The following is a 23,417-nucleotide window of genomic DNA, read 5'->3' as shown; positions in this document are numbered from 1 at the left end:
ACCTGCTTGTTTAGCTGTCGACTTTGGCACTGCCAGCGTTGTTGTCTAACTCGGAGGCATGCAGGAAATGGGTATGATGCGGCGCGCGTTTGGTTTTGCTCCATTGCTCCAGCATTTCATGCTTCATGTCTTCGGTAATCAGGGCGATTTTTTCTGGCGCAGCTTCATCATCGTAGGCCAGTTCCAGACGATGGCCATTCGGATCAAAAAAGTAAATTGAATGGAAAATGCCATGATTGGTCACGCCTAAAACCTCGACACCATTGGCTTCCAGATGCGCTTTGGCTTCGAGCAGTGCAGCGCGGTCTTTGACTTTCAGGGCAATATGCTGCACCCATTTCGGGGTGTTTTCATCACGGCCCATTTCTGGCTGGGTCGGCAGTTCAAAAAAGGCCAGTACATTGCCATTGCCGGCATCCAGGAATAAATGCATGTATGGGTCAAAGGCTTTGGTCGACGGTACATAGTCTTCGGCAAAAGCCAGAATAAAGTCCATATTCAGGTTTTTTTTGTACCACTCGACGGTTTCTTTGGCATCTTTACAGCGATAGGCAACGTGGTGAATTTTTTCAATTTGAATGGTCATGGTTCAATATCCTTATTGATGAATCTTAAGCGGCATCTGCCTGTGCTTCGGGTGCGGCCTGTTGAAATGAAGGCAGAGTGAAACAATGGCTATAAATCGCGGCAATTTTTGGAAAGTCGGTTAAATCGACATGAAAGCGCTGGGCGTTATAGACCTGTGGAATCAGGCAGCAGTCTGCAAAAGTGGGCTGATCGCCAAAACAGAAACGGCCATTGGAATCGGTCAATTGTGCCTCCAGACTCTGAAAGCCCAAAGTCACCCAATGCTGATACCATGCCGTTTTCTGTTCATCGCTGAGTTGTAGCGTTCCGCTTAAATATTGCAGCACGCGCAGGTTATTAATCGGATGAATATCGCAGGCAATGCTCTGGCAAAAGGCGCGGATTTTGGCGCGTTGCTGTAGATCGGCCGGTAACAGGGCTGGCTGCGGATATTTTTCTTGCAGATATTCCAGAATGCTCAGCGACTGGCTCAGCTGAAAATCATCCTCCACCCAGGCCGGAATCAGGCCGCTTGGGTTGATTTGACGATAGGCAGGCTGATGCTGTTCGCCGCCATTGTTTAGCAAATGTACCGGAATAATCTCAGCTTTTAAGCCCTTCAGGTTTAGCGCAATCCGCACCCGGTAAGCAGCTGAACTGCGAAAATAACTATACAGTTTCATGGGCAGCATCCTGCGCTTCATCTGTGGCAAAGTTAAATTGCACTGCAGGCAAGACGGTGCCGCTGACTTCACCAAAGCCAATGCGCAGGCCATCTTTTTCACAGTAGCCTTTCATGATTAGCGTGTCGCCATCTTCTAGGAAACCACGCTGTTGACCGTTGGCCAAAGTTAACGGTTTGCTGGTGTTCCAGGTCAGTTCCAGCAAGGAGCCATAAGAATCCGGCGTTGGACCAGAAATGGTGCCGGAACCCATTAAATCGCCAACCTGAACATTACAGCCTGAAACAGTGTGATGGGTCAGTTGCTGTGCCATCGACCAGTACATATATTTAAAGTTGGTCTGGCAGATCACATCGCTCTGTTCCGATTGTGCGGCTTTGAGCTCAACCGACAAATGGATGTCATAGCTGTTATCGACCTGTTCTTCACGTAAATAGGCCAGGGGACGTGGCTCTTGCACCGGGGTACGGGTTTTAAACGGTTCCAGCGCCTCCATGGTCACAATCCATGGTGAAATGGATGAAGCAAAGGTCTTGGCATTAAACGGCCCTAAAGGCACATATTCCCATTGCTGGATATCACGTGCTGACCAGTCATTGAACAGCACCATGCCAAAAATATGCTCCCAAGCATTCTCAATTGAGATTGGTTCACCCAGTTTGTTGGGTTTGCCAACAATAAAGCCGGTTTCCAGTTCAAAATCGAGTTTACGGCAAGCCGAGAAAATTGGACGTTCGGCATTTGGTAACTTGATCTGGCCAGATGGGCGTACCACCGGTGTACCACTCACCACCACAGAACTGGCGCGGCCATTATAACCGACCGGTAATTCTGACCAGTTCGGTAATAGCGCATTTTTTGGATCGCGGAACATGCAGCCGACATTGGTGGCATGTTCTTTAGATGAATAGAAATCGGTATAGCCCGGAATATGTACCGGCAGATGCATATGCACTTCTGCCTGAGCGAAGAAAGCCTGCGCACGTAAACTGTCATTGTCACGTAATGTCGGGTTGTCAGCAGACAACAGGCTTTGTAATTCCTGACGGATTTTGCGCCAGTTGTGTTGACCCGATTCAATAAATTTATTCAGGGTTGGCTGATTAAAATAACTTTCGCCGGCCTGAATGCTGAGAAAACCGTTCGCTTCCAGCACAGCCAAATCCACCACCCATTCACCTAAGGCCACCCCAATACGGCGATGGCCCGTTGGGCTTTCGCTAAATACGCCATACGGCAGGTTCTGAATCGGGAAATCTGAATGTGCTGCAACGTCTACAAATGCTTGCTGAGTCATATGGGGTTCCTGCATATCTCGATGAAAACGGTCCAGTGTTTTCGATCTGGGGGAGTGATCTGGATCACTTGATTTTTGTCATAAATCTCATCATACTCATTTTTATTAATTACACAATAGCTAATTAAATTACGAATATCGTAAAAATGTAAATAAAAGAATTCTGCAGAGATGCATTTATCAAATGGAGCGTAAACCTCTGTCTTTCAGGTCAGAGATATAAGCGACACGACATGAAATGTCGTTTAATTGCTAAAAAACAATATTTTAAGTCTGATATGAGCTAATATAAGCCCATGAAAACACTTAAATTACGTATAAAAGACAAACATTGTAAGGTGCTAGACCAATTGGCATCTGAAGTTAATTTTGTCTGGAACTATGTCAATGATTTGTGTTTCAAACACCTACAGCGCAAACAACAATTCTTTTCAGCATACGATATTGCTAAATACACGAAAGGCGCATCAAAGGAATGTAATCTTCATAGCCAAACCATTCAGGCTGTAACAGAAGAATTGGTCACTCGCAGAAAACAGTTCAAAAAATCAAAATTGAGATGGCGTGTCAGTAATAAGAAATCAGCAAGAAGATCACTGGGTTGGATACCCTTTAAAAAGGTCGCTATTAAATACGCCGATGGATACGTTCAGTATGACAAGCATCAATTTAAGCTATGGGATAGTTACGGATTATCGAAATACAGCATTAAAACAGGCTCATTTGTAGAGGATAGTCGTGGACGTTGGTATGTCTGCTTAGTGGTTGATTCACCCAAACAAGACAAACCTACCGCCACAAAAGCCGTGGGCATTGATCTAGGCTTAAAAGATATTGCTACTTGTTCAGATGGTACGATCATTTCCAATCCCAAGTTCTACCATCAATATGAACAGAAATTAGGGATTGCTCAGAGAGCGAGAAATAAAAAGCGTGTCCGTGCATTACACGCCAAAATTGCAAACTGTCGTAAAGACCATTTGCACAAGGCTAGCACCCAGCTGGTGAAAGACAATGCACTGATTGTCGTTGGTGATCTAAGTGCGAACAAACTTGTAAAAACTAAAATGGCGAAATCTGTTTTAGATACAGGATTTTCAGCACTCAAAACCATGCTCAAGTATAAATGCGAGAACGCAGGGGTCATGTTTGAGGAAGTCAATGAGAGATTCACAACCCAAACCTGTTCGAGCTGCGGTGCAATCACCGCAAGCAGTCCGAAAGATAGAGCAGATTTGCGAATAAGAGTATGGGAATGTGAATGCGGAAGTGTAAATCAACGCGATTTAAACTCCGCCAAGAACATACTTGCGCTTGGGCATAAGCGTCTAGCAGTAGGAATCACCCTCCTTTCAGGTGGGTGAGGATGTCAAAAATCAGAACAGCACGCTAAAATGCTCGGTGTTTACAGGAGAGTAAAATTCTTATGTCAGAAAAGAATCAGGTGGGCGTGCAATCTTTAGAGGTGGGTTTAACCGTGCTGGATGCGCTGATGACCTATCGTCATCCGGTCATGCTCAAAGATTTATCTGAAAAACTGGCCATGCATCCGGCCAAGGTGCACCGTTATATGGTCAGTCTGGTACGTATGAATTATGCCAAGCAGCTGGAAGATGGTCGTTATGCACTGGGCGATCAGGCTTATCGTTTTGGTCTGAGCTGTATCCAGCGCAGTGACAGTCTGCAGGCGGCACAGGCACAGATTAATGAACTGCACCGGCATTTGGATTGTGGATTGCAGATTAGCAAATGGACGACGCAAGGCCCACTGATTGTACAGTGGCTGGAGCCGAATCAGCCAGTTTCGGTAATTACCCGTGTCGGTTCGATCATGCCGATGCTGAATTCGGCCACCGGCCGGGCTTATGCTGCGTTTATGCCGGAAGCATTGGTGCGACCTTTGCTGGAAAAAGAATGGCAGCAGCATCAGGCACAGCAGAAAGTGGTCTATCCGCAGAACTGGGATGAATTTTTAACTTTAAAACAGCAGATTCTAAGTGAAGGTGTGGCCACTGTCGCAGGCGATTTGCTGGCCGGAATTCATGCGATTTGTGTGCCGGTATTAAATCAGCACCATGAAATTGAATATGCGATTTCGGTGTTGGGCACTGCTTCGGATTTGCCGCTGGATATGCAGCATCCAAAAATCCAGTATTTAAGAGAGATGGCAGCACGTTTAAGCGCACAGTTACAGCCGATTTAAAATGGTGGGGGAATTCGCCAAGGCAGCTACGCGAGTTGCTTCATCTCGGTGAAGTGCTGAAGATAAAAAAGGAAGGAGATGCGCCTTCCTTTTTTATAGATACGATGGTGTGCCCTGCGGGACTCGAACCCACGCCGGTCGCTTAGGAGGCAACTGCTCTATCCAGTTAAGCTAAGGGCACAAAACACCCTTAATTTAGCTGAAAAAAAGCTGAAAAAAAAGTTATTACCGAAGTAATAACTTTTTCTTTTGTCAGTAAAAATAACTTAGCTGTTTTTTTGTTTTAGCAATTTAAACAGACCCCACATCAGCACAATCCAGACCGGAATCATATACACCGATTCGCTAAAGCCTTGGGTCCACATAATGTACAGGATGGTGGCAATAAACAGCAGCACAATCACGTTACCCACAGGTGACCACAGTGCAGGGAAAGAGGTGGTTTGACCTGAGTTTTTCATGGCCTGAATAAACTTCAGGTGAGTCAGGGTAATCATGGCCCAGTTCAGTACCAAGGCACCGACCACAATATAAATCAGGTGGCTTAAAGCATCTTCCGGTACAAAGTAGTTCAACAATACACAGCCAAAAATCAGCAGGGCAGAGAACAGCACCGCAGGAATTGGCACGCCTTGCTTGTTCACTTTCAGGAATACTTTTGGCGCATTGCCTTGTTGGGCCAGACCGAACAGCATCCGGCTATTGGCATACATACCACTGTTATAAACCGACAGCGCCGCCGTTAAAATAATAAAGTTCAGCAGATGTGCCGCCCAGCCAATGCCTAACTGGCTAAAGATCATCACGAATGGGCTTTTATCCAGACCGCCCAGTTCCAGCTGATTCCATGGCACTAACGACAGTAAAATCGTCAATGAACCAACATAGAAAATCAGGATACGGAACACCACCTGATTGATGGCTTTGGGAATGGTCTTTTTCGGATCCTGCGCTTCTGCTGCTGCCATACCAATTAGCTCGATCCCGCCAAAGGCAAACATCAGGAAGGCCAGCATGAAGAATAAGCCTTCAAAGCCGTGCGGGAAGAATCCGCCATGGCTCCAGAGGTTGCTAAATGAAGCAGTCGAGTTGGCATCTGCGGTCAACAGGAGGTACAGACCAAAAATGATCATCGATACTACTGCAGCCACTTTAATAATTGCCAGCCAGAATTCTGATTCCCCATAAAATTTTACATTGCCGAGGTTGATCAGGGTAATGACAATAAAGAAAAACAGGACCGAGGACCAGGCCGGAATATGCGGCCACCAGTAGTTAATATATTTGGCGACAGCGGTGAGTTCGGTCATGGCGACCAGAATATATAAAATCCAGTAATTCCAGCCGGCCAGGAAGCCAGGGAATTTCCCCCAATAGCGATAAGCAAAATGGCTGAAAGAACCTGCAACCGGTTCATGAACAATCATTTCGCCCAGTTGGCGCATAATTAAAAATGCAATCAAACCCCCAATCGCATAGCCTAAAATAATAGAGGGACCTGCGGATTGGATGACTTGAGCGGAACCTAAGAATAAGCCAGTACCAATCGCGCCGCCCATGGCGATGAGTTGGATATGACGGTTCTTTAAGCCACGCTGAAGTTGAGAAGACTCGTTGTTCAAAGTGTTCAGCCCGACAATGTATAATAAGTGGCTCGATTGTAATAGATAGTTGCAAATTAGCCTAGTAGATCACCAGTCGCTTCAGAACAGCTCATAAAATCGAAAAATGGTCATTTTGTTGAAACAATAATTGAATCAAGATATTAATTTTATTGGCTATATTTTTTTAGGCTTGAAAATTTCAAGTCTACAGCCCAAGATTTGGGTAAATTTTATACTTAAGTCCAGTTCGCCTGATTTTTTAAGCAAAAGACGTTATCATTTAAAGCAAGCAAAAACCTTGCTTTGGATTATGTAATACAACGAAAAATCAAAGGATTAGATAAGAATGCGCTGCGCTCCACAAATTAAAATTGCAGCCACCTATATGCGTGGCGGTACTAGTAAAGGTGTCTTTTTCAAATTAGATGACTTACCAGTCGAAGCGCAAGTGCCTGGAAAAATTCGTGATCAGCTACTGCTACGGGTCATTGGCAGCCCGGACCCTTATGGCAAGCAGATTGATGGCATGGGCGGCGCCACTTCCAGTACCAGTAAAACCGTGATTCTGGCCAAAAGCAGCCAGCCGGAGCATGATGTCGATTATCTATTTGGTCAGGTGGCAATTGATCAGCCTTTTGTGGACTGGAGTGGTAACTGTGGCAACCTGACTGCTGCGGTGGGTGCCTTTGCCATCAGTCAGGGCTTGGTGGATGCCGATAAAATTCCGGAAAACGGTCTGTGTACCGTACGCATCTGGCAGAAAAATATTCAGAAAACCATTATCGCGCATGTGCCAATCACCAATGGTCAGGTGCAGGAAACCGGTGATTTTGAGCTGGATGGTGTGACTTTTCCGGCAGCAGAAGTACAAATTGAATTTTTAGATCCGGCCGATGATGGCGAAGAGGGCGGGGCCATGTTTCCGACTGGCAATGTGGTGGATACCTTTGTGGTACCAGATGTCGGGACTTTTCAGGCGACTTTTATTAATGCCGGTATTCCGACCATCTTTTTAAATGCCGATGAAATTGGCTATAGCGGTACCGAATTGCAGGATGACATTAATAGTAATCCGGAGGCGCTGGCGCGTTTTGAAAAAATCCGGGCTTATGGTGCCAAGCAGATGGGGCTAATTGATGATGTAGCGGAAGCAGCAAAACGTCAGCATACTCCAAAAATTGCTTTTGTTGCGCGTCCACAGAACTATACTGCATCAAGTGGTAAAAATATTCAGGCTGAAGATGTCGATTTGCTGGTGCGTGCCTTGTCGATGGGTAAACTGCATCATGCCATGATGGGCACTGCTGCGGTGGCCATTGGGACAGCTGCTGCCGTGCCGGGGAGCTTGGTGAATCTGGCTGCTGGTGGTGGCGAGCGTGAAGCGGTGCGTTTTGGCCATCCTTCCGGGACTTTACGCGTCGGCGCGCAAGCGGTACAGGAAAACGGTCAGTGGCAGGTGAAAAAAGCGGTGATGAGCCGTAGTGCGCGGGTGCTGATGGAAGGCTGGGTACGTGTACCGGCCGAGGTGCTGGAATAACGCTGACTTTATCTTGCCTGAATTAATGAATTCGCCTCTATGTTCAATAGGGGCGTTTTTTTATGGGTTGAGATTGAAAGCTGAAAAATTGAAATATCCGCTTGTCTGTAGTTAAGGCTTAAAAAAACTTAAATTAGAGGTACAATGCGGACAGGGGTTGGCCAGTGACGGCTAACAATCTTATAGAACAACCAATTCGAGGCAAATGTGTCATCTCTCACTGACGTCCCTGTAACAGTGTTGACTGAAGCGCAACAACGTATCCAACAAGATTTATTGACAGCCTTAGACGCTTTTGCCATTCCTGAGCCTTTAAAAGGGGCGGTCTATCACGCGGTGATGCTGGGTGGAAAACGCGTGCGTCCGGCCTTGTGTTATGCCACAGCAGCCTTAAAACCGAATACCAATATGGCGGCAGTGCGCCGTGCGGCGGTGGCGATTGAGCTGATTCACTGCTATTCGCTGGCGCATGATGATTTGCCTTGTATGGACAATGATTTGCTGCGCCGTGGCCAGCCGACCTGTCATGCCGCCTTTGGTGAAGATACTGCACTGTTGGCGGGTGATATTTTGCAGTCAATGGCCTTTGAGGTATTGGGCAGCCGTTTGTTTGATCAGGGTGCGGCAGTAGATGCGACAATTGTGCTAAAGCAGATGCAGATTCTGGCGACCGCGTCTTCCAAGATGGTATGCGGACAGGTGCTGGATTTACAGGCCGAAGGCAAGCAGGTCGATCAGGCTGCGTTAGAAACGATTCATCGCAATAAAACCGGTGCTTTAATTTCTGCGGCGATTATGATGGCTGCAGTAGCGATTTTTGAGGGTACTGATCGCGCGATTCCACAACTGCGTGAATATGGGCAGGTGATTGGTCTGGCCTTCCAGGTCCAGGACGATATTCTGGATATTATTTCTGATACTGAAGTGTTAGGAAAAACTGCCGGTAAGGATGAGCAGGTGGAGAAATCGACCTATCCGGCATTGATGGGGCTGGAGCAGGCACAGGCTTATGCCACAGATTTGCATGATCAGGCTTTGCAGGCGCTAGACTATTTTGCTGAAGATGCCGCCGCATTAAGAGCCATTTCACAATTTTTATGGCAACGTAAAAGTTAATTAAAAAAGCGTGTTGTCAAAACACGCTTTTTTGTTTTATTCCTGGATTTTGGCATCCGGAGCAATCAGGGCTTTGCCTTTCTTAAGGCCTTCCAGTGCAGCCTGATTAAAGTCAAACAGCAGCTTATTGTCTTTGGCATCAATACTGTAGCGGCTAATCAGTTTCTGGTCACCGTCCAGGGTATCCACCGTGTACTCATCAGCAATATTTAAAATACCATCGAGGTTAATACTGGCTGAGGCTTTGTCCTGACGGAACAGCTCGTAAATATCACGTAAATCGAAAATGGCATTGTTCGCGTCTGGATGTTTCTCAATATAATTTTCAATATGACGCATAATTAGCTGGGCAAAGAGAAAGTACTCAGGATGATGGGTAAATTTTAAGCTCATGTATGTACTCCTTATTATTGAAATTTATAGTTCTTCTTAGGAATACCATAAGCCTTCAGATTGATGAAGCCTTAAGCGCTTTAAATTGCAAAAATATACAAATCACGCCGGCATTCAGGCGCAGAATAAGATCATCATTTTAATTCGGTGTAAATGAAGCCGAATACGGCTGGCAGGATTGGCCATTGCAAATTTAGTGATCAATAGCAGCGACTCACGCAAAATTTTGGAAAAATTAATAAATAAACATATCTTGATTTAGTAAAGCGATTATGGCCTGTAGGGGCCAACAGAATGGTGCTCTGGCATTTGTTTCGCGGAAAAATCATCCGAAAGACTAAGGCTTATAAGCTAGCAAGTGAAATCATAAATCAGGTACAATTGGCGGGATTAATTTTGTGTTTGGTGTATTTGAAGGCCAATACATACATTCTTTGTTAATAAATAGGCCTGCCAGGAGTTATCCCCGCATGAGTGCCATTACTCCATACGAATGGGCAATTATTGCCTTCGTGATCGGCGTTACATTTTTATGCGTCTTTATGCTCACTGTCCCGTTACTCCTAGGGGGTAAATCATGGGGCCGTGCCAAGCAGGAGCAGTTTGAGTCAGGTGTTGTGAGTGCAGGTGGTGCACGCATTCGCTTGTCTGCCAAGTTCTATTTAGTTGCGATTTTCTTCGTTGTGTTCGACTTAGAAGCCCTCTATCTCTACGCATGGGCAGCTTCTGTTCGTGAAGTAGGCTGGGTTGGTTTTGCAACTGCTGCTGTATTTATTTTAGTTTTACTCGTTGGTTTGATTTACGAACTGTCAACCGGTGCACTGAACTGGGCTCCATCTGACAAACGTAAAGCTGCAGGGATTAAACCTAAAATCGGTTCACCAAATATGGATCTTGCAGAAATTACCCGCTTTAACTCAATTGAAGAGCTGGTAATCGACCCTACTGGTCAAATTCCTGCTCAATCTGCTGGTCATGTGAAAAAATCACAGGCTATATCATCTGATAAGGAGTAACTCGGGATGAAATATACCTTAACCCGTGCGAATCCGGATGCTGATCAATATCCACTTCAGGAGCGCCAGATCGTTACAGATCCGCTTGAAGAAGAAGTGAATAAAAATGTGTTCATGACTCGTTTAGAAGACTTGGCACATACAGCAGTAAACTGGGGGCGTAAGAACTCAGTTTGGCCGTTTAACTTTGGTACATCTTGCTGCTACGTAGAGTATGCAACGACTTTAACCGGCGTGCATGACTTGTCACGTTTTGGTGCCGAGGTTATTCGTGCTTCACCTCGTCAGGCCGACCTCATGATTGTCGCCGGTACCTGTTTCGTGAAAATGGCCCCAGTAATCCAGCGTTTGTACGAGCAAATGCTTGAGCCAAAATGGGTCATCTCAATGGGTGCATGTGCAAACTCAGGCGGTATGTACGATATTTATTCGGTTGTACAAGGTGTGGATAAAATCATTCCTGTCGATGTGTATATCCCAGGTTGCCCACCACGTCCTGAAGCCTTAATTCAGGCATTAATGTTGTTGCAAGACCAAATTCAATTAGAGCGCCGTCCGCTGTCTGCGGTGATTGGTGATGATCTTAAGCCAGTGTATAAGCCAAAGATGATGCCAGAACGTGACCGTAAGCAAGCACAGCGTATTGCGGTGAAAAACCTGCGCTCTATGGATGAAATTAAATAATTTAAGCGACAAAATCGTGGTGCACCCGTTATGGGTGTAGTTGTCGTTTAGGTTGACTGAATTTGTATTAAATAGGAAGCCAAGCCAATGGCTGAAACTGACATTGCTATGCCAGAATCAACAGCAGTTGATTCCCGCCCAGCATTTGCAATTGTAGAAGAGCTCAAAACCAAATTTGGTGAGAACTTCTATGTGCAAACGACTTTTGAAGATTTTCCAACGGTCTGGGTTGAGCGCGCACGCGTACAAGAAGTCTTGATGTTCTTGCGTACAGTGTCACGTCCATACGTGATGCTGTTTGACCTGTCTGCGGTAGATGAGCGTTTACGTACGCACCGCGACGGATTGCCTGCATCTGACTTTACCGTGTTCTATCACCTGTTGTCGTTAGAACGTAACAGCGATATCCGTGTCAAAGTTGCGCTAAATGAGAACGATCTGAATATTCCGACTGCGACCAATATCTGGCCAAATGCCAACTGGTACGAGCGTGAAGCTTACGATATGTTCGGCATTAACTTCGAAGGGCATCCAATGCTCCGTCGTATCTTGCTGCCAACCTATTGGGAAGGTCACCCGCTGCGCAAGGAATATTCTGCACGTGCCACTGAATATACCCCGTATATGCAGAACCAGGCCAAGCAGGATTTTGAACAGGAACACTTACGTTTTGTACCGGAAGACTGGGGTCTGACCCGTGGTAACGAAGACGAAGACTTCATGTTCCTGAACTTAGGTCCTAACCACCCATCTGCGCACGGTGCGTTCCGTGTCATCTTGCAGCTGGATGGTGAAGAAGTAAAAGACTGTGTACCCGACATCGGCTACCACCACCGTGGTGTGGAAAAAATGGCTGAGCGTCAAACCTGGCACTCATTCATTCCGTATACCGACCGTGTCGACTACCTCGGTGGTTGTGCGCAAAACATGCCGTATGTGATGGGTGTGGAGCAGCTGGCCGGTATTCAGGTGCCAGAGCGTGCACAATGTATCCGTGTGATGATGTCGGAACTGTTCCGTATCAATAACCACTTGCTTTATATCGGTACAGCAATTCAGGATGCCGGCGGTATGACCCCAGTATTCTATATGTTCGCCGACCGTCAGAAGATTTATGATGCGATTGAAGCGATCACCGGTTACCGTATGCACCCAGCCTGGTTCCGTATTGGTGGTACCGCGCATGACCTTCCAAACAACTGGCAGCACCTGATCCGCGAGATTCTGGAGTGGATGCCAAAACGTCTGAAGGAATACCACACTGCAGCGCTGAAAAACTCGGTGTTTGAAGGCCGTACCCGCAATGTAGCGCAGTACGATGCAAAATCTGCATTGGCCTGGGGTGTGACAGGTACCGGTTTACGTGCAACAGGTATCGACTTTGACGTACGTAAATACCGTCCATACAGCGGCTATGAAAACTATGACTTCGAAGTGCCGGTGGAGTACGAAGGTGATGCCTATGCGCGTGTCATCGTTCACTACCGCGAAATCGAACAGTCTTTAAAAATCATCAAGCAGTGCTTGGATAACATGCCATCTGGTCCATATAAAGCGGATCATCCTCTGGCTGTTCCACCACCAAAAGACAAGACATTACAAGATATTGAAACCCTGATTACGCACTTCTTGAGCGTGTCTTGGGGTCCTGTCATGCCGGCAGGTGAAGCATCTGTAATGGCAGAAGTGGTGAAAGGGGCGTCGAACTACTACTTGACTTCAGACAAGTCAACCATGAGTTATCGTACCCGTATCCGTACACCAACCTTCACGCACTTACAGCAAATTCCTTCGGTGATTAACGGCAGTCTGGTCTCTGACTTGATCATTTATTTAGCGACAATTGATGTCGTAATGGCTGACGTGGATCGCTAAGGGGTAAACGCATTATGATGATTTTGACTGATAAAAAGCCACGTGTGAATGTTGAAGGGATTTTAACTGCAGATGAAATCCACGAAATCGAACATCACATTGGTCACTATCCGTACCCACGTGCGGCATCTCTGGATGCGCTGAAGTGTGTACAACGCCGTAATGGCTGGATTGATGACGCACAGCTCAATGCGATTGCTCAACTGCTTTCAATCAGTGTTGCTGATTTAGAAGGGGTAGCAACGTTCTATAACCGTATTTACCGTCAACCGGTAGGTCGTCACGTTATTCTTCTGTGTGACTCTATCGCGTGCTTCTTGATGGGGGCGGAAACTTTGGCAGAAGCGTTCCAGCGCGAGCTTGGCATTCAGTTTGGTCAAACGACTGCAGATGGTCGTTTCACTTTGCTGCCAATCTGCTGTCTGGGCAACTGTGACAAAGGTCCAACGTTAATGATTGATGAAGATACTCACGGTCTGGTTGAAGTGACATCAATTAAACAGTTATTGGAGAAGTATGTATGAATACCGAACCAAAACCAATTTATGGCGACGGTAACCCAGAAACTCATCCATTAACTTGGCGTTTGAGTAAACAAGAGCATGTTCGTAATGCAGATGATTACGAAGCGCTTGATGGTTATGCCGGCTTCAAAAAAGCCATTAGCATGACACCGGCCGAAGTGCTGGATGTGGTGAAAGCTGCAACCGTTAAAGGTCGTGGTGGTGCAGGCTTCCCGGCAGGCATCAAATGGTCGCTGATGGCGCCAAACGACAATTCAGGTCCACGTTACCTGATCTGTAATGCCGACGAAATGGAACCGGGTACCTTCAAAGACCGTTTGTTGATGGAAAAACTTCCACATCAATTGATTGAAGGCATGCTAATTGCGGCTTATACACTGGAAGCGACTCACGGCTATATCTTTATCCGTGGTGAGTACATCGAAGCTGCACAATACTTAAATGAAGCAATTGAGCAGATTCGTGCCAAAGGTTACCTGGGCGACAACATCCTGGGTTCTGGCTGGAACTTCGAGCTGTATGTACACACCGGCGCGGGCCGTTATATCTGTGGTGAAGAAACCGCACTGATTAACTCGCTGGAAGGTCGCCGTGCCAATCCGCGTACCAAACCGCCATTCCCGCAAGTTGCAGGGGCGTGGGGTCGTCCTACGATTGTCAACAACGTAGAAACCTACAACAACTTGCCAGCTATTTTGTTACGTGGTCCTGAGTGGTACATCAACCTGTCTGCGGGTAAATCTAAAGATCCAGGTACGAAAATTTACGGTGCATCAGGTAAGGTGAAATTCCCGGGTCTTTGGGAACTGCCTTTTGGTACCACTGCACGTGAAGTGATTGAAGAACATGCCGGTGGTATGCGTGACGGCCTGAAGCTGAAAGCATGGTTACCAGGTGGTGCATCAACAGACTTCCTTGCTGCTGAGCACATTGACCTGCCAATGGATGCAGAAAGCATCATGAAAGCGGGTTCACGTTTAGGTACCTGTCTGCTGATGGTAGTCGATGAAACCCAATGTATGGTTTCAGCAACCCGTAACTTAGAAGAATTCTTTGCGCGTGAATCATGTGGCTGGTGTACACCTTGCCGTGATGGTTTACCGTGGGCGGTGAAAGCACTGAAAGCACTCGAAGATGGTACGGGTACGAAAGAAGACATCGATCACTTACAGGAACTGACCCGTAAGCTTTGGATTGGTAAAACTTTCTGTGCACACGCACCAGGTGCGATGGAACCGTTAATGGGCGCACTCAAATATTTCCGTGGCGAGTTTGAAGCGAAAGTGGTGAATGCCGCAGCTCAGACCAGCAACGTAGAACAAGCTTAAGGAATTCGACTATGGCTACAATTCATGTCGATGGAAAATCGTATGAAGTCAACGGCTCAGAAAACTTGCTGCAAGCTTGTTTAAGCCTTGGCATCGACATCCCATATTTTTGTTGGCATCCATCCTTAGGTTCTGTCGGTTCTTGCCGTCAATGTGCTGTGACGCAATACGCGAATCCTGAAGATACGCGTGGTCGTCTGGTCATGTCATGTATGACGCCTGCTGCTGACAATACCTACATCTCGATTGAAGACAAAGAAGCAAAAGATTTCCGTGCTTCTGTTGTTGAATTCTTGATGACCAACCACCCGCACGACTGTCCGGTCTGTGAAGAAGGTGGTCACTGTCATTTACAGGATATGACTGTAATGACGCAACACGACCGTCGTCGTTACCGTTTCACCAAGCGTACGCATTACAACCAGGAACTGGGTTCGTTTATTGCGCACGAGATGAACCGCTGTATCGCCTGTTACCGTTGTGTGCGTTACTACAAAGACTATGCTGGCGGTACCGACTTTGGCGTGTATGCCAACGCATCACGTGTGTACTTCGGTCGTCCAGAATCAGGGACTTTAGAATCTGAATTCTCGGGTAACCTGACTGAAGTCTGCCCAACAGGTGTATTCACCGACAAAACTCACTCTGCGCGCTACAACCGTAAGTGGGACATGCAGTATGCGCCTAGCGTATGCCAAGGCTGTTCTTCAGGCTGTAACATTTCTCCAGGTGAGCGTTATGGTGAACTGCGTCGTGTAGAAAACCGTTTCAACGGTGAAGTGAACCAGTACTTCCTGTGTGACAAAGGCCGTTTCGGTACCGGTTATGTGAACCGTGAAGATCGTCCGCGTCAGCCACAATTCCGTGATGGTCAAAATGTCACGACTGTGTCTGTCGATCAGGCATTAGACACCGTGATTGAGAATCTTCAAGGCAAAAAAGTGCTGGGTATTGGTTCGCCACGTGCATCACTTGAATCGAACTTTGCACTGCGCGAACTGGTTGGTCAGGACAACTACTCAACCGGTATGTCGCAAAAAGAGCAAAGTCTGGTGGAACTGGCGGCATCAATCATGCAAACCGAAGGTGTTTACAACCCGGGTATGCGTGAAATTGAAAGCTATGACGCCGTGTTAATTCTGGGTGAAGACCTGACACAAACTGCACCACGTATGGCTTTATCTGTTCGTCAAGCGGCGAAAAACAAAGCCAAAGAAATGGCGGCAGAGCGTCGTACTCAAGAATGGCTGGCTGAACCAGTACAACGTATTGCGCAAGATGCGAAATCTCCGATTTACATTCTGGCTGCAACACAAACCCGTCTAGCAGATGTAGCAACTGGTGAAGTGGTTGCATCTCCAAATGACATCGCGCGTTTAGGCTTTGCTATTGCAGCTGGCGTAAAAGGCGAAGTGATTACCGGTTTAGATGACGATGCCAAAGCATTTGCGCAAACCATCGCAGATACCTTAAAAGCGGCGAAGAAGCCTTTAATCATCTCTGGTACAAGCTTACAAGACGCTGCCATCATGGAAGCTGCGGCTCAAGTGGCTCAAAACCTTGGTAATGCAGGCTTAACATTGACTGTTCCTGAAGTGAACTCAATGGGCTTGGCGATCTTTGGTGGTCAGAGCTTGGAGCAAGCCTTTGCACAAGACTATGACACCGTGATTGTGGTGGAAAATGACCTTTACCGTCGTTTACCAGCGGCTCAGGTCGATGCTGCACTTGCAGGTAAATACATTATTGTGATGGATCACTCTGAAACTGCGACTGTAGCGAAAGCAGACATCGTACTTTCAGCAGCAAGCTTCGCTGAAGGTGATGGTACTGTAGTCTCGCAAGAAGGCCGTGCACAGCGTTTCTACCAAGTGTATGACCCAAGCTACTACAAGCCGGAACTGGCGATTAAAGAATCTTGGCGCTGGTTACATGCCCTTGAAACTGGCATGAAAGGTAAAGCGATTTCATGGACCTTGCTGGATGATGTGATCGAGTCTGTAGCGAAAAACGTACCGGCATTAGAAGGTATTTTAGACGTTGCACCAGATGCGGGCTTCCGTGTCCATGGTCTGAAAGTGGCACGTGAACCACGTCGTTACTCAGGCCGTACTGCCATTCGTGCACCGCTTTCGATTCACGAACCAAAACAGCCGACCGATGTCGATTCTGCATTAACTTTCTCGATGGAAGGTTATGTCGGTAATCAGACGCCATCTGCACTGGTGCCATTTGCGTGGTCTGCAGGCTGGAACTCGCCACAGGCCTGGAACAAATTCCAGGACAACGTGGGCGGTCACTTAAAAGGTGGTGATTCAGGCGTACGTTTATTCGACCGTTTACCAAAACGTCCAGCACGTAGCTTCGTAGCACCAAGCCCTGTATTGGCCAATCCGGACAGCTTCCGTTTGGTGCCAATGCATCATATTTTTGCGTCAGGTGAATTCACCATTAAAACACCAGCGATGGAATCACGTATTCCTGAAGCCATGTTTGCCGTGGGTGAACAGGATGCAAGCCGTTTGAACCTGAAAGATGGTCAGAAGATCACTGTGAAAGCAGGCGAGACTTCAATTGTTCTTCCAGTTCAAGTGATTGAATATTTACCTACAGGTTATATTGGTTACCCAATTGGTCTAGCACCGACGGTATCTCTTGCTGAGCCTGTGTCAGTCGCGGTAGGAGTATAATTCATGGAACAAGAATTAATGCGTCAAACACCGCTTTGGGCTGAGAACTGGCCAATTGCCTATTCAGTCATTCAAGCGATTGTGATCTTGCTGGTTGTGGTACTGGTTGCAGCATTAATGTCATTTATCGAGCGTCGTCTGCTCGGTTTATGGCAAGACCGTTATGGTCCGAACCGTGTAGGTCCGGGCGGTATGTTCCAGATTGTCGCCGACATGCTGAAAATCATGTTCAAAGAAGACTGGACACCAAAATTCGCTGACAAGCTGACTTTCCGTATGGCACCTGCAGTTGCAATGGCAACTGCGGTACTGTCGTTCATGGTTATTCCTGTATCACCGTATTTAGGTGTGGCAGACATGAGCATCGGCCTGCTGTTCTTTATGGCAATGGCGGGTATTGCAGTCTATGCGGTACTGTTTGGTGGCTGGTCATCAAATAACAAATATGCATTGCTGGGTGGTCTACGTTCTGCAGCGCAAACCATTTCTTATGAAGTGTTCCTGGGTATTTCCCTGATGGGTGTGGTGGCAATTGCCGGCTCATTCAACATGCGTGAAATTGTAGAAGCACAACAAGATGTCTGGTTTGTAATTCCTCAGTTCTTGGGCTTCTTGATTTTCGTGGTTGCAGGTGTTGCGGTAACGCACCGTCACCCGTTTGACCAACCAGAAGCAGAACAGGAATTGGCAGAAGGTTATCACGTTGAATACGGCGGTATGAAATGGGGGATGTTCTTCGTTGCGGAATACGTCAACGTGGTGCTGATCTCTGCGCTGATCGTGACGTTATTCTTCGGTGGCTGGTTAGCGCCATTCGGACTTGATTTCTTACCTCCAGCATTCTGGTTCATTATCAAAACAGCATTCTTTGTAATGATGTTCGTTCTGGCACGTGGTTCTTTAATGCGTCCACGTTATGACCAGGTAATGAACTTTGGCTGGAAAATTTGCTTGCCATTAGCGTTGGTGAACCTGCTGGTTACTGGCGCGGTTATCTTGTGGTAAGGGCAGGGAGAACAAAATGTATAAGTTTCTAGCTGGATTTGGGTCAATCGTGCGCTCGTTGTGGATGGTGTTCAGCCACGCAACCCGCAAACGTGACACCATTTTATATCCGGAAGTGCCAGCCGAAGAAATCGTACCACCGCGTTTCCGTGGTCGTATCGTGCTTACACGTGACCCAGATGGCGAAGAGCGCTGCGTTGCCTGTAACCTGTGTGCCGTTGCGTGTCCAGTGGGCTGTATTTCACTGCAAAAAGCAGAGCAGGAAGATGGTCGTTGGTATCCGGAATTTTTCCGTATCAACTTCTCTCGCTGTATCTTCTGCGGTATGTGTGAAGAAGCCTGCCCGACAACCGCAATTCAGCTGACACCAGACTTTGAATTGGGTGAATATGTTCGTCAGGACCTGGTCTATGAAAAAGAACACTTGCTGATTTCAGGTCCGGGTAAATATCCTGACTATAACTTCTACCGTGTAACCGGTATGGCAGTTACAGGTAAAGACAAAGGTCAAGCACAAAAAGAAAGTGCACCTGTTGATGTACGGAGTCTATTACCATGATGTGGCCGTTTTATTTGATGGCACTCGTGGCCATTATCTCTACTGTTCGTGTTGTCACCAACACGAACCCAGTACATGCGTTACTGAGCTTGATCGTGTCATTACTTGCAGTTGCAGGGATGTTCATGATTGTGGGTGCACCGTTTGCCGGTGCCCTGGAAATTATTGTGTATGCCGGCGCGATCATGGTGTTATTCGTGTTCGTGGTGATGATGTTGAACTTGGGTCAGCAAACTGTTGAACAAGAGAGCAAATGGCTCAACTCATCTGCATGGGCATATCCAGCATTAATGAGCTTCTTGATGGGTCTGGTTCTGGTATGGATGCTTGCATCTGATTACTCCAGCACGCCAGCTGTCATGGGAACCGAAATTGTTGGTCCTAAAGAAGTCGGTCAAGCACTCTTTACTCACTATTTATTATTGGTTGAAGTTGCCGCGATGTTATTGCTAGCAGCCCTGGTTGCAGCATTCCACTTAGGTAAACGTGAACCAGGTGCAGAAGAGGAAAAACAATAATGGGCAACATCCCTTTAGAACATGGTTTGATCGTTGCAACCATTCTTTTTGCACTGGGTTTTTACGGTGTAATGGTGCGACGCAACCTGTTATTCATTTTAATGAGCCTTGAAATCATGATGAACGCAGCAGCACTTGCGTTCGTTCTGGCGGGTAGTGCCTGGGTACAACCAGATGGCCAGATCATGTTCATCTTGATTCTGACGCTGGCTGCGGCAGAGGCGTGTATCGGTCTTGCGATCGTCCTTCAGTTCTATCATCGCTTCCATCACCTGGATGTGGATGCTGCTAGTGAGATGCGCGGATGAGTTATTTATATTTAACAATTTTGTTCCCGCTAATCGGTTTTATTTTATTAGCGGCAGGGCGTCACAATCTTCCTGAGAAAGTTGCGGCGATTATCGGGGTAGGGGCAGTTGGTCTATCGGCATTATTTGCCCTGATTGCCGGCCTTGACTTTGTCAATAACGGTAAAGAACTTTACGTTCAGCATTTGTGGACGTGGTTTAGCGTGGGTGATTTTGCCCCAGGCATCAGCTTGCAGCTTGACGGCTTATCGTTGCTGATGATGGGCATGATTACCGGTGTTGGTTTCCTGATTCACATCTTCGCATCTTGGTATATGCGTGGTGAGGAAGACTTTGCACGTTTCTTCTCTTACTTCAACCTGTTCGTAGCCAGCATGTTACTGCTGGTACTGGGCGATAACCTGGCGTTATTGTTCTTGGGTTGGGAAGGTGTAGGTCTGTGTTCTTACCTGTTAATCGGTTATTACTACCAGAACCCGGCCAACGGTTTTGCTGCAATTAAAGCATTTACCGTAACGCGTGTTGGTGATGTATTCCTGCTGATTGCACTGTTCTTACTGTACCAACAGTTCGGTACCCTGAATACACAGTACATCGTTGAGAATGCTGCTGCGGTTATGACCCAAAGCTCATCAATTACCATCTGGACAGCCTTAATGTTGTTCCTGGGTGCTGCCGGTAAATCTGCGCAAATCCCGTTACAAACCTGGTTGGCAGATGCGATGGCAGGTCCGACGCCAGTATCTGCGTTAATCCACGCGGCAACCATGGTGACTGCGGGTGTTTATCTATGCTGCCGTATGTTCAGCGTATTTGAACTTGCACCAGAAGTGATGATCTTCATTTCTATTACCGGTGCAGTAACCTTGCTGGTGGCTGGTTTTGCAGCGCTGGTTCAAACCGACATCAAACGTATTCTGGCTTACTCAACCATGAGTCAGCTCGGTTATATGTTTATGGCCGTGGGTGCTGAAGCGTACCAGGCAGGTCTGTTCCACATGCTGACTCACGCATTCTTCAAGGCATTATTATTCTTGTCTTCAGGTGCGGTGATTCTGGCTTACCATCATGAACAAAACATCTTCAAGATGGGTGGTCTGTTCTACAAGAACAAATTCCTGTTTGCATGTTTCGCGATTGGTGGCGGTGCCTTGGCAGCCATTCCATTCCTGACCATCGGCTTCTTCTCTAAAGATGCGATTCTGGCCGCGGTGTGGACACAAAGTCATTTAGCTGGCGTACCAGTCTTCAATACACTGTATTGGGTGGGTGTTGCTGGTGCGTTCTTAACGTCTATTTATACTTTCCGTTTAATCTGGGTAGTATTCTTCGGCAAAGAAAACACGCCTTATCATGAAATCAAAGGCATTACTTACTGGGCTCCACTAGCAATTCTGGCAGTGCTTTCAACGGGTCTGGCGATTGTGCTGAAAGCACCAGTGATGAGCATTCTGGATGCTGCACAAATTCCAGCCTTCATTATTCCTGAAGCGCTTGAAGCCGGTGCACATGGTGCTGAATACATCGCGATTGGGGTTGCTTTGGCAGGTCTTGCTGTTGGCGTGGTGCTGTTTGCGTTTGCTTACAATGCCGTGAAAGGCTTTGCTCAGACTTCTCTGGGTTCAGGTCTGGCCAATATCTGCCGTAATGCACTTGGTTTCGATGCGTTGTATGACATCGTATTCGTGAAGCCTTACCTGCTTATCGCTAAAATTTTAGGTCGCGATCCGATTGATGGCTTGTGGCTGGTGCTTCCTGCAATTGTTAAAGCAGGCAACAGCTTTACCAGTTCACGTCAAACCGGTTCATTGCGCGAATACGCCTCTAGTATGGCCCTCGGTGTTGTTGTTTTACTGCTGGTCGTGGTCGTGACTCAGGTCGTGGGGAAATAAGATGGAAGCTCCAAACAATATCATTTTACCCGCACTGATCCTCGTTCCGTTCATTGCAGGTTTTATTTGTTGGATCGTCGACAAGCTCGACGACAAACTGCCGCGCTATATTGCGCTGGTGGGTATGCTGGTAACGCTGGGTCTGACCCTGGCGTTATGGCAATCAGGTACGTATCAATATGAATTGGGTGCACAGGTTCCAAGCTGGGCTGCCCAATTCCAGTTGCCTTGGATTCAAACCCTGGGCATTAACATTCACCTGGCGGTAGATGGCTTATCATTACTCATGGTTGGCCTGACAGCGCTGCTGGGTATTTTGGCCGTCGGCTGTTCTTGGGGTGAAATCCAGAAGAACGTGGGCTTCTTCCACCTGAACCTGTTATGGTCTTTAGGTGGCGTAATTGGTGTATTCCTGGCGATTGACCTGTTCCTGTTCTTCTTCTTCTGGGAGATGATGCTGGTTCCAATCTACTTCCTGATTGCGCTTTGGGGGCATAAAGGGGCAGATGGTAAATCGCGTGTTTACGCAGCAACCAAGTTCTTCATCTATACACAGGTTGCAGGTCTGATCATGCTGATCGGCATCCTGGGTCTGGTGATTTACGGTTACATGCTGTCAGGTACCATCTCGTTCAACTACCACTATCTGTTAGCGGTGGCGAATACACTTGATGCACAGTTACCGGCAGTGGCTTATGCCTTCATGATCTGTATGTTCATCGGCTTTGCGGTAAAACTTCCAGTTTTCCCGTTACACGGCTGGTTACCAGATGCCCACGCACAGGCACCAACAGCGGGTTCTGTTGACCTTGCAGGTATCTTGATTAAGACTGCAGCGTACGGTTTACTCCGTTTCGTGATTCCATTCTTCCCGGCGGCTTCTGCACAGTTTGCAGACATCGCGATTATTTTCGGTTTAATTGGTATTTTCTACGGCGCTTGGTGTGCCTTCCAGCAAACCGATATGAAACGCCTGTTGGCTTATACTTCTATTTCGCACATGGGCTTTGTGTTACTGGCGATTTACGCAGGTAATATCCTGACTTACCAAGGCTTAATGATCATGATGCTGGCACATGGCTTGTCATCTGCTGCATTGTTCATTATGTGTGGTCAGGTCTATGAACGTGTGCATACCCGTGACATGCGTCTGATGGGTGGTATTCGTGGTCAATTCCCGTATCTGGCCTTCTTCCTGATGTTCTTCGTGGCAGCATTGGTCGGTATCCCGGGTCTGGGTAACTTTATTGGTGAATTCCTGATTCTGATGGGTTCATTCAACCAGTTCCCTGTATTTACAATCATTGCTGCAGTGAGTCTGGTGTTTGCAGGTCTTTATGGTCTGATCCTGATTCACAAAGCATTATTTGGTACACCAAACGAAGAGCAAAAACAGCATTACAGCAATCCGTTAAAAGATCTGGATGCGCGTGAAATTGTGATTCTGTTAATTTGTGCCGTTGGTCTGTTATGGCTTGGTCTGTATCCACAAAGCTTCCTTGATATTTCCAATTCAAGCATGGCGTGGTTAGCAAACAGCTACATTCCAGTTCAAGAGCTAGTTGAAGTGACCGAACAGGTAAGCACTCAACTCGAAAATGTGGAGATCCAATAAGTC

The 23,417-nt window shown here is 47.0% G+C and carries 21 protein-coding genes and 1 tRNA gene; 16 read left to right on the top strand and 6 right to left on the bottom strand.

All coding sequences use genetic code 11. The features are described 5' to 3' along the window. Window positions 1–10: 10 nt before the first annotated feature. Genes ACVLR6_RS10905 through fahA form a run of 3 tightly spaced genes read right to left on the bottom strand, consistent with a single transcriptional unit; the run spans window position 11 to window position 2,547 of the window. The gene (locus tag ACVLR6_RS10905; protein ID WP_005179677.1) at window positions 11–586 is read right to left on the bottom strand and encodes a VOC family protein; all 576 of its coding nucleotides are present in this window, start codon (window positions 584–586) and stop codon (window positions 11–13) included. Window positions 587–611: 25 nt separating this feature from the next. Next, on the bottom strand, window positions 612–1,250 hold the full coding sequence (gene maiA, locus ACVLR6_RS10900; protein ID WP_104472661.1) for a maleylacetoacetate isomerase: 639 nt from the start codon (window positions 1,248–1,250) through the stop codon (window positions 612–614). Continuing rightward, entirely contained in the window at window positions 1,237–2,547 is a 1,311-nt protein-coding gene (fahA, locus tag ACVLR6_RS10895; protein WP_104511580.1) for a fumarylacetoacetase, read from the bottom strand. The genes maiA and fahA overlap by 14 nt, the downstream gene beginning before the upstream one ends. A 296-nt stretch (window positions 2,548–2,843) precedes the next feature. On the opposite strand from fahA, the gene ACVLR6_RS10890 reads away from it, so the two are divergent. Continuing rightward, window positions 2,844–3,911, top strand: coding sequence for an RNA-guided endonuclease InsQ/TnpB family protein (locus ACVLR6_RS10890; RefSeq protein ID WP_455995195.1), 1,068 nt, complete (start codon window positions 2,844–2,846; stop codon window positions 3,909–3,911). A 62-nt stretch (window positions 3,912–3,973) separates the two neighbouring features. Beyond that, the gene (locus tag ACVLR6_RS10885; protein WP_005179671.1) at window positions 3,974–4,750 is read left to right on the top strand and encodes an IclR family transcriptional regulator; all 777 of its coding nucleotides are present in this window, start codon (window positions 3,974–3,976) and stop codon (window positions 4,748–4,750) included. Between the two features lie 105 nt (window positions 4,751–4,855). Here ACVLR6_RS10885 and ACVLR6_RS10880 read toward each other — a convergent pair. Then, window positions 4,856–4,931 (bottom strand) — tRNA-Arg (locus tag ACVLR6_RS10880). Window positions 4,932–5,016: 85 nt separating this feature from the next. Further along, entirely contained in the window at window positions 5,017–6,372 is a 1,356-nt protein-coding gene (locus ACVLR6_RS10875; RefSeq protein ID WP_034597873.1) for an amino acid permease, read from the bottom strand. A gap of 328 nt (window positions 6,373–6,700) precedes the next feature. Between ACVLR6_RS10875 and prpF the strand changes: the two genes are divergently transcribed. Together prpF and ACVLR6_RS10865 are read left to right on the top strand one after the other, a co-directional pair. Beyond that, window positions 6,701–7,891: a 2-methylaconitate cis-trans isomerase PrpF gene (gene prpF, locus ACVLR6_RS10870; protein ID WP_168395425.1), complete on the top strand. Its 1,191-nt coding sequence runs from the start codon at window positions 6,701–6,703 to the stop codon at window positions 7,889–7,891. Window positions 7,892–8,098: 207 nt separating this feature from the next. Continuing rightward, window positions 8,099–9,007 carry a farnesyl diphosphate synthase gene (locus tag ACVLR6_RS10865; protein ID WP_005179661.1) on the top strand — a complete coding sequence of 303 codons (909 nt, stop codon included), beginning with the start codon at window positions 8,099–8,101 and terminating at the stop codon, window positions 9,005–9,007. 36 nt (window positions 9,008–9,043) lie between these two features. On the opposite strand, the gene ACVLR6_RS10860 is transcribed toward ACVLR6_RS10865, so the two are convergent. Continuing rightward, the gene (locus ACVLR6_RS10860) at window positions 9,044–9,400 is read right to left on the bottom strand and encodes a hypothetical protein (RefSeq protein WP_005179658.1); all 357 of its coding nucleotides are present in this window, start codon (window positions 9,398–9,400) and stop codon (window positions 9,044–9,046) included. Between the two features lie 470 nt (window positions 9,401–9,870). On the opposite strand from ACVLR6_RS10860, the gene ndhC reads away from it, so the two are divergent. The 12 genes from ndhC (at window position 9,871) to nuoM (ending at window position 23,414) form a co-directional block, all read left to right on the top strand. Further along, window positions 9,871–10,416: an NADH-quinone oxidoreductase subunit A gene (ndhC, locus tag ACVLR6_RS10855; protein ID WP_005179655.1), complete on the top strand. Its 546-nt coding sequence runs from the start codon at window positions 9,871–9,873 to the stop codon at window positions 10,414–10,416. Window positions 10,417–10,422: 6 nt separating this feature from the next. After that, window positions 10,423–11,100, top strand: a complete 678-nt coding sequence (locus ACVLR6_RS10850) for a NuoB/complex I 20 kDa subunit family protein (RefSeq protein ID WP_005179652.1) — start codon at window positions 10,423–10,425, stop codon at window positions 11,098–11,100. Window positions 11,101–11,187: 87 nt separating this feature from the next. After that, entirely contained in the window at window positions 11,188–12,975 is a 1,788-nt protein-coding gene (gene nuoC / locus ACVLR6_RS10845) for an NADH-quinone oxidoreductase subunit C/D (protein WP_005179647.1), read from the top strand. Between the two features lie 14 nt (window positions 12,976–12,989). Next, on the top strand, window positions 12,990–13,499 hold the full coding sequence (nuoE, locus tag ACVLR6_RS10840; protein WP_005179645.1) for an NADH-quinone oxidoreductase subunit NuoE: 510 nt from the start codon (window positions 12,990–12,992) through the stop codon (window positions 13,497–13,499). Then, window positions 13,496–14,827 (top strand): NADH-quinone oxidoreductase subunit NuoF, encoded by a 1,332-nt coding sequence (nuoF, locus tag ACVLR6_RS10835; RefSeq protein WP_005179643.1) that lies wholly within the window; start codon window positions 13,496–13,498, stop codon window positions 14,825–14,827. Before nuoE ends, nuoF begins: the two co-directional genes overlap by 4 nt. An 11-nt stretch (window positions 14,828–14,838) precedes the next feature. Then, window positions 14,839–17,517: an NADH-quinone oxidoreductase subunit NuoG gene (gene nuoG, locus ACVLR6_RS10830; protein WP_455995192.1), complete on the top strand. Its 2,679-nt coding sequence runs from the start codon at window positions 14,839–14,841 to the stop codon at window positions 17,515–17,517. A gap of 3 nt (window positions 17,518–17,520) precedes the next feature. Continuing rightward, the gene (nuoH, locus tag ACVLR6_RS10825; RefSeq protein ID WP_005179637.1) at window positions 17,521–18,522 is read left to right on the top strand and encodes an NADH-quinone oxidoreductase subunit NuoH; all 1,002 of its coding nucleotides are present in this window, start codon (window positions 17,521–17,523) and stop codon (window positions 18,520–18,522) included. Between the two features lie 16 nt (window positions 18,523–18,538). Continuing rightward, a complete protein-coding gene (nuoI, locus tag ACVLR6_RS10820) occupies window positions 18,539–19,081 on the top strand; it encodes an NADH-quinone oxidoreductase subunit NuoI (protein WP_005179629.1) in 543 nt (180 codons plus the stop codon). Beyond that, on the top strand, window positions 19,081–19,599 hold the full coding sequence (gene nuoJ / locus ACVLR6_RS10815; RefSeq protein WP_171065113.1) for an NADH-quinone oxidoreductase subunit J: 519 nt from the start codon (window positions 19,081–19,083) through the stop codon (window positions 19,597–19,599). Before nuoI ends, nuoJ begins: the two co-directional genes overlap by 1 nt. Next, entirely contained in the window at window positions 19,599–19,907 is a 309-nt protein-coding gene (gene nuoK, locus ACVLR6_RS10810) for an NADH-quinone oxidoreductase subunit NuoK (RefSeq protein WP_005179622.1), read from the top strand. The genes nuoJ and nuoK overlap by 1 nt, the downstream gene beginning before the upstream one ends. Beyond that, on the top strand, window positions 19,904–21,799 hold the full coding sequence (nuoL, locus tag ACVLR6_RS10805) for an NADH-quinone oxidoreductase subunit L (protein WP_005179621.1): 1,896 nt from the start codon (window positions 19,904–19,906) through the stop codon (window positions 21,797–21,799). The genes nuoK and nuoL overlap by 4 nt, the downstream gene beginning before the upstream one ends. Before the next feature lies 1 nt (window position 21,800). After that, complete coding sequence (gene nuoM, locus ACVLR6_RS10800) at window positions 21,801–23,414, top strand: NADH-quinone oxidoreductase subunit M (RefSeq protein WP_104491474.1); 1,614 nt, start codon at window positions 21,801–21,803, stop codon at window positions 23,412–23,414. Window positions 23,415–23,417: the final 3 nt, after the last annotated feature.

It is taken from the genome of Acinetobacter sp. T63 (assembly GCF_053852345.1).
This window is presented reverse-complemented; position numbering and strand designations above follow the sequence as displayed.

Bases quoted from the DNA above. Each gene is read 5' to 3' on its own strand.
- maiA (WP_104472661.1), bottom strand. From the start codon at position 1,250: ATGAAACTGTATAGTTATTTTCGCAGTTCAGCTGCTTACCGGGTGCGG.
- nuoG (WP_455995192.1), top strand. From the start codon at position 14,839: ATGGCTACAATTCATGTCGATGGAAAATCGTATGAAGTCAACGGCTCA.
- ACVLR6_RS10905 (WP_005179677.1), bottom strand. From the start codon at position 586: ATGACCATTCAAATTGAAAAAATTCACCACGTTGCCTATCGCTGTAAA.
- ACVLR6_RS10890 (WP_455995195.1), top strand. From the start codon at position 2,844: ATGAAAACACTTAAATTACGTATAAAAGACAAACATTGTAAGGTGCTA.
- nuoI (WP_005179629.1), top strand. From the start codon at position 18,539: ATGTATAAGTTTCTAGCTGGATTTGGGTCAATCGTGCGCTCGTTGTGG.
- ACVLR6_RS10860 (WP_005179658.1), bottom strand. From the start codon at position 9,400: ATGAGCTTAAAATTTACCCATCATCCTGAGTACTTTCTCTTTGCCCAG.
- nuoF (WP_005179643.1), top strand. From the start codon at position 13,496: ATGAATACCGAACCAAAACCAATTTATGGCGACGGTAACCCAGAAACT.
- fahA (WP_104511580.1), bottom strand. From the start codon at position 2,547: ATGACTCAGCAAGCATTTGTAGACGTTGCAGCACATTCAGATTTCCCG.
- nuoH (WP_005179637.1), top strand. From the start codon at position 17,521: ATGGAACAAGAATTAATGCGTCAAACACCGCTTTGGGCTGAGAACTGG.
- nuoM (WP_104491474.1), top strand. From the start codon at position 21,801: ATGGAAGCTCCAAACAATATCATTTTACCCGCACTGATCCTCGTTCCG.
- nuoC (WP_005179647.1), top strand. From the start codon at position 11,188: ATGGCTGAAACTGACATTGCTATGCCAGAATCAACAGCAGTTGATTCC.
- nuoK (WP_005179622.1), top strand. From the start codon at position 19,599: ATGGGCAACATCCCTTTAGAACATGGTTTGATCGTTGCAACCATTCTT.
- nuoJ (WP_171065113.1), top strand. From the start codon at position 19,081: ATGTGGCCGTTTTATTTGATGGCACTCGTGGCCATTATCTCTACTGTT.
- nuoE (WP_005179645.1), top strand. From the start codon at position 12,990: ATGATGATTTTGACTGATAAAAAGCCACGTGTGAATGTTGAAGGGATT.
- ACVLR6_RS10885 (WP_005179671.1), top strand. From the start codon at position 3,974: ATGTCAGAAAAGAATCAGGTGGGCGTGCAATCTTTAGAGGTGGGTTTA.
- prpF (WP_168395425.1), top strand. From the start codon at position 6,701: ATGCGCTGCGCTCCACAAATTAAAATTGCAGCCACCTATATGCGTGGC.
- ndhC (WP_005179655.1), top strand. From the start codon at position 9,871: ATGAGTGCCATTACTCCATACGAATGGGCAATTATTGCCTTCGTGATC.
- ACVLR6_RS10850 (WP_005179652.1), top strand. From the start codon at position 10,423: ATGAAATATACCTTAACCCGTGCGAATCCGGATGCTGATCAATATCCA.
- nuoL (WP_005179621.1), top strand. From the start codon at position 19,904: ATGAGTTATTTATATTTAACAATTTTGTTCCCGCTAATCGGTTTTATT.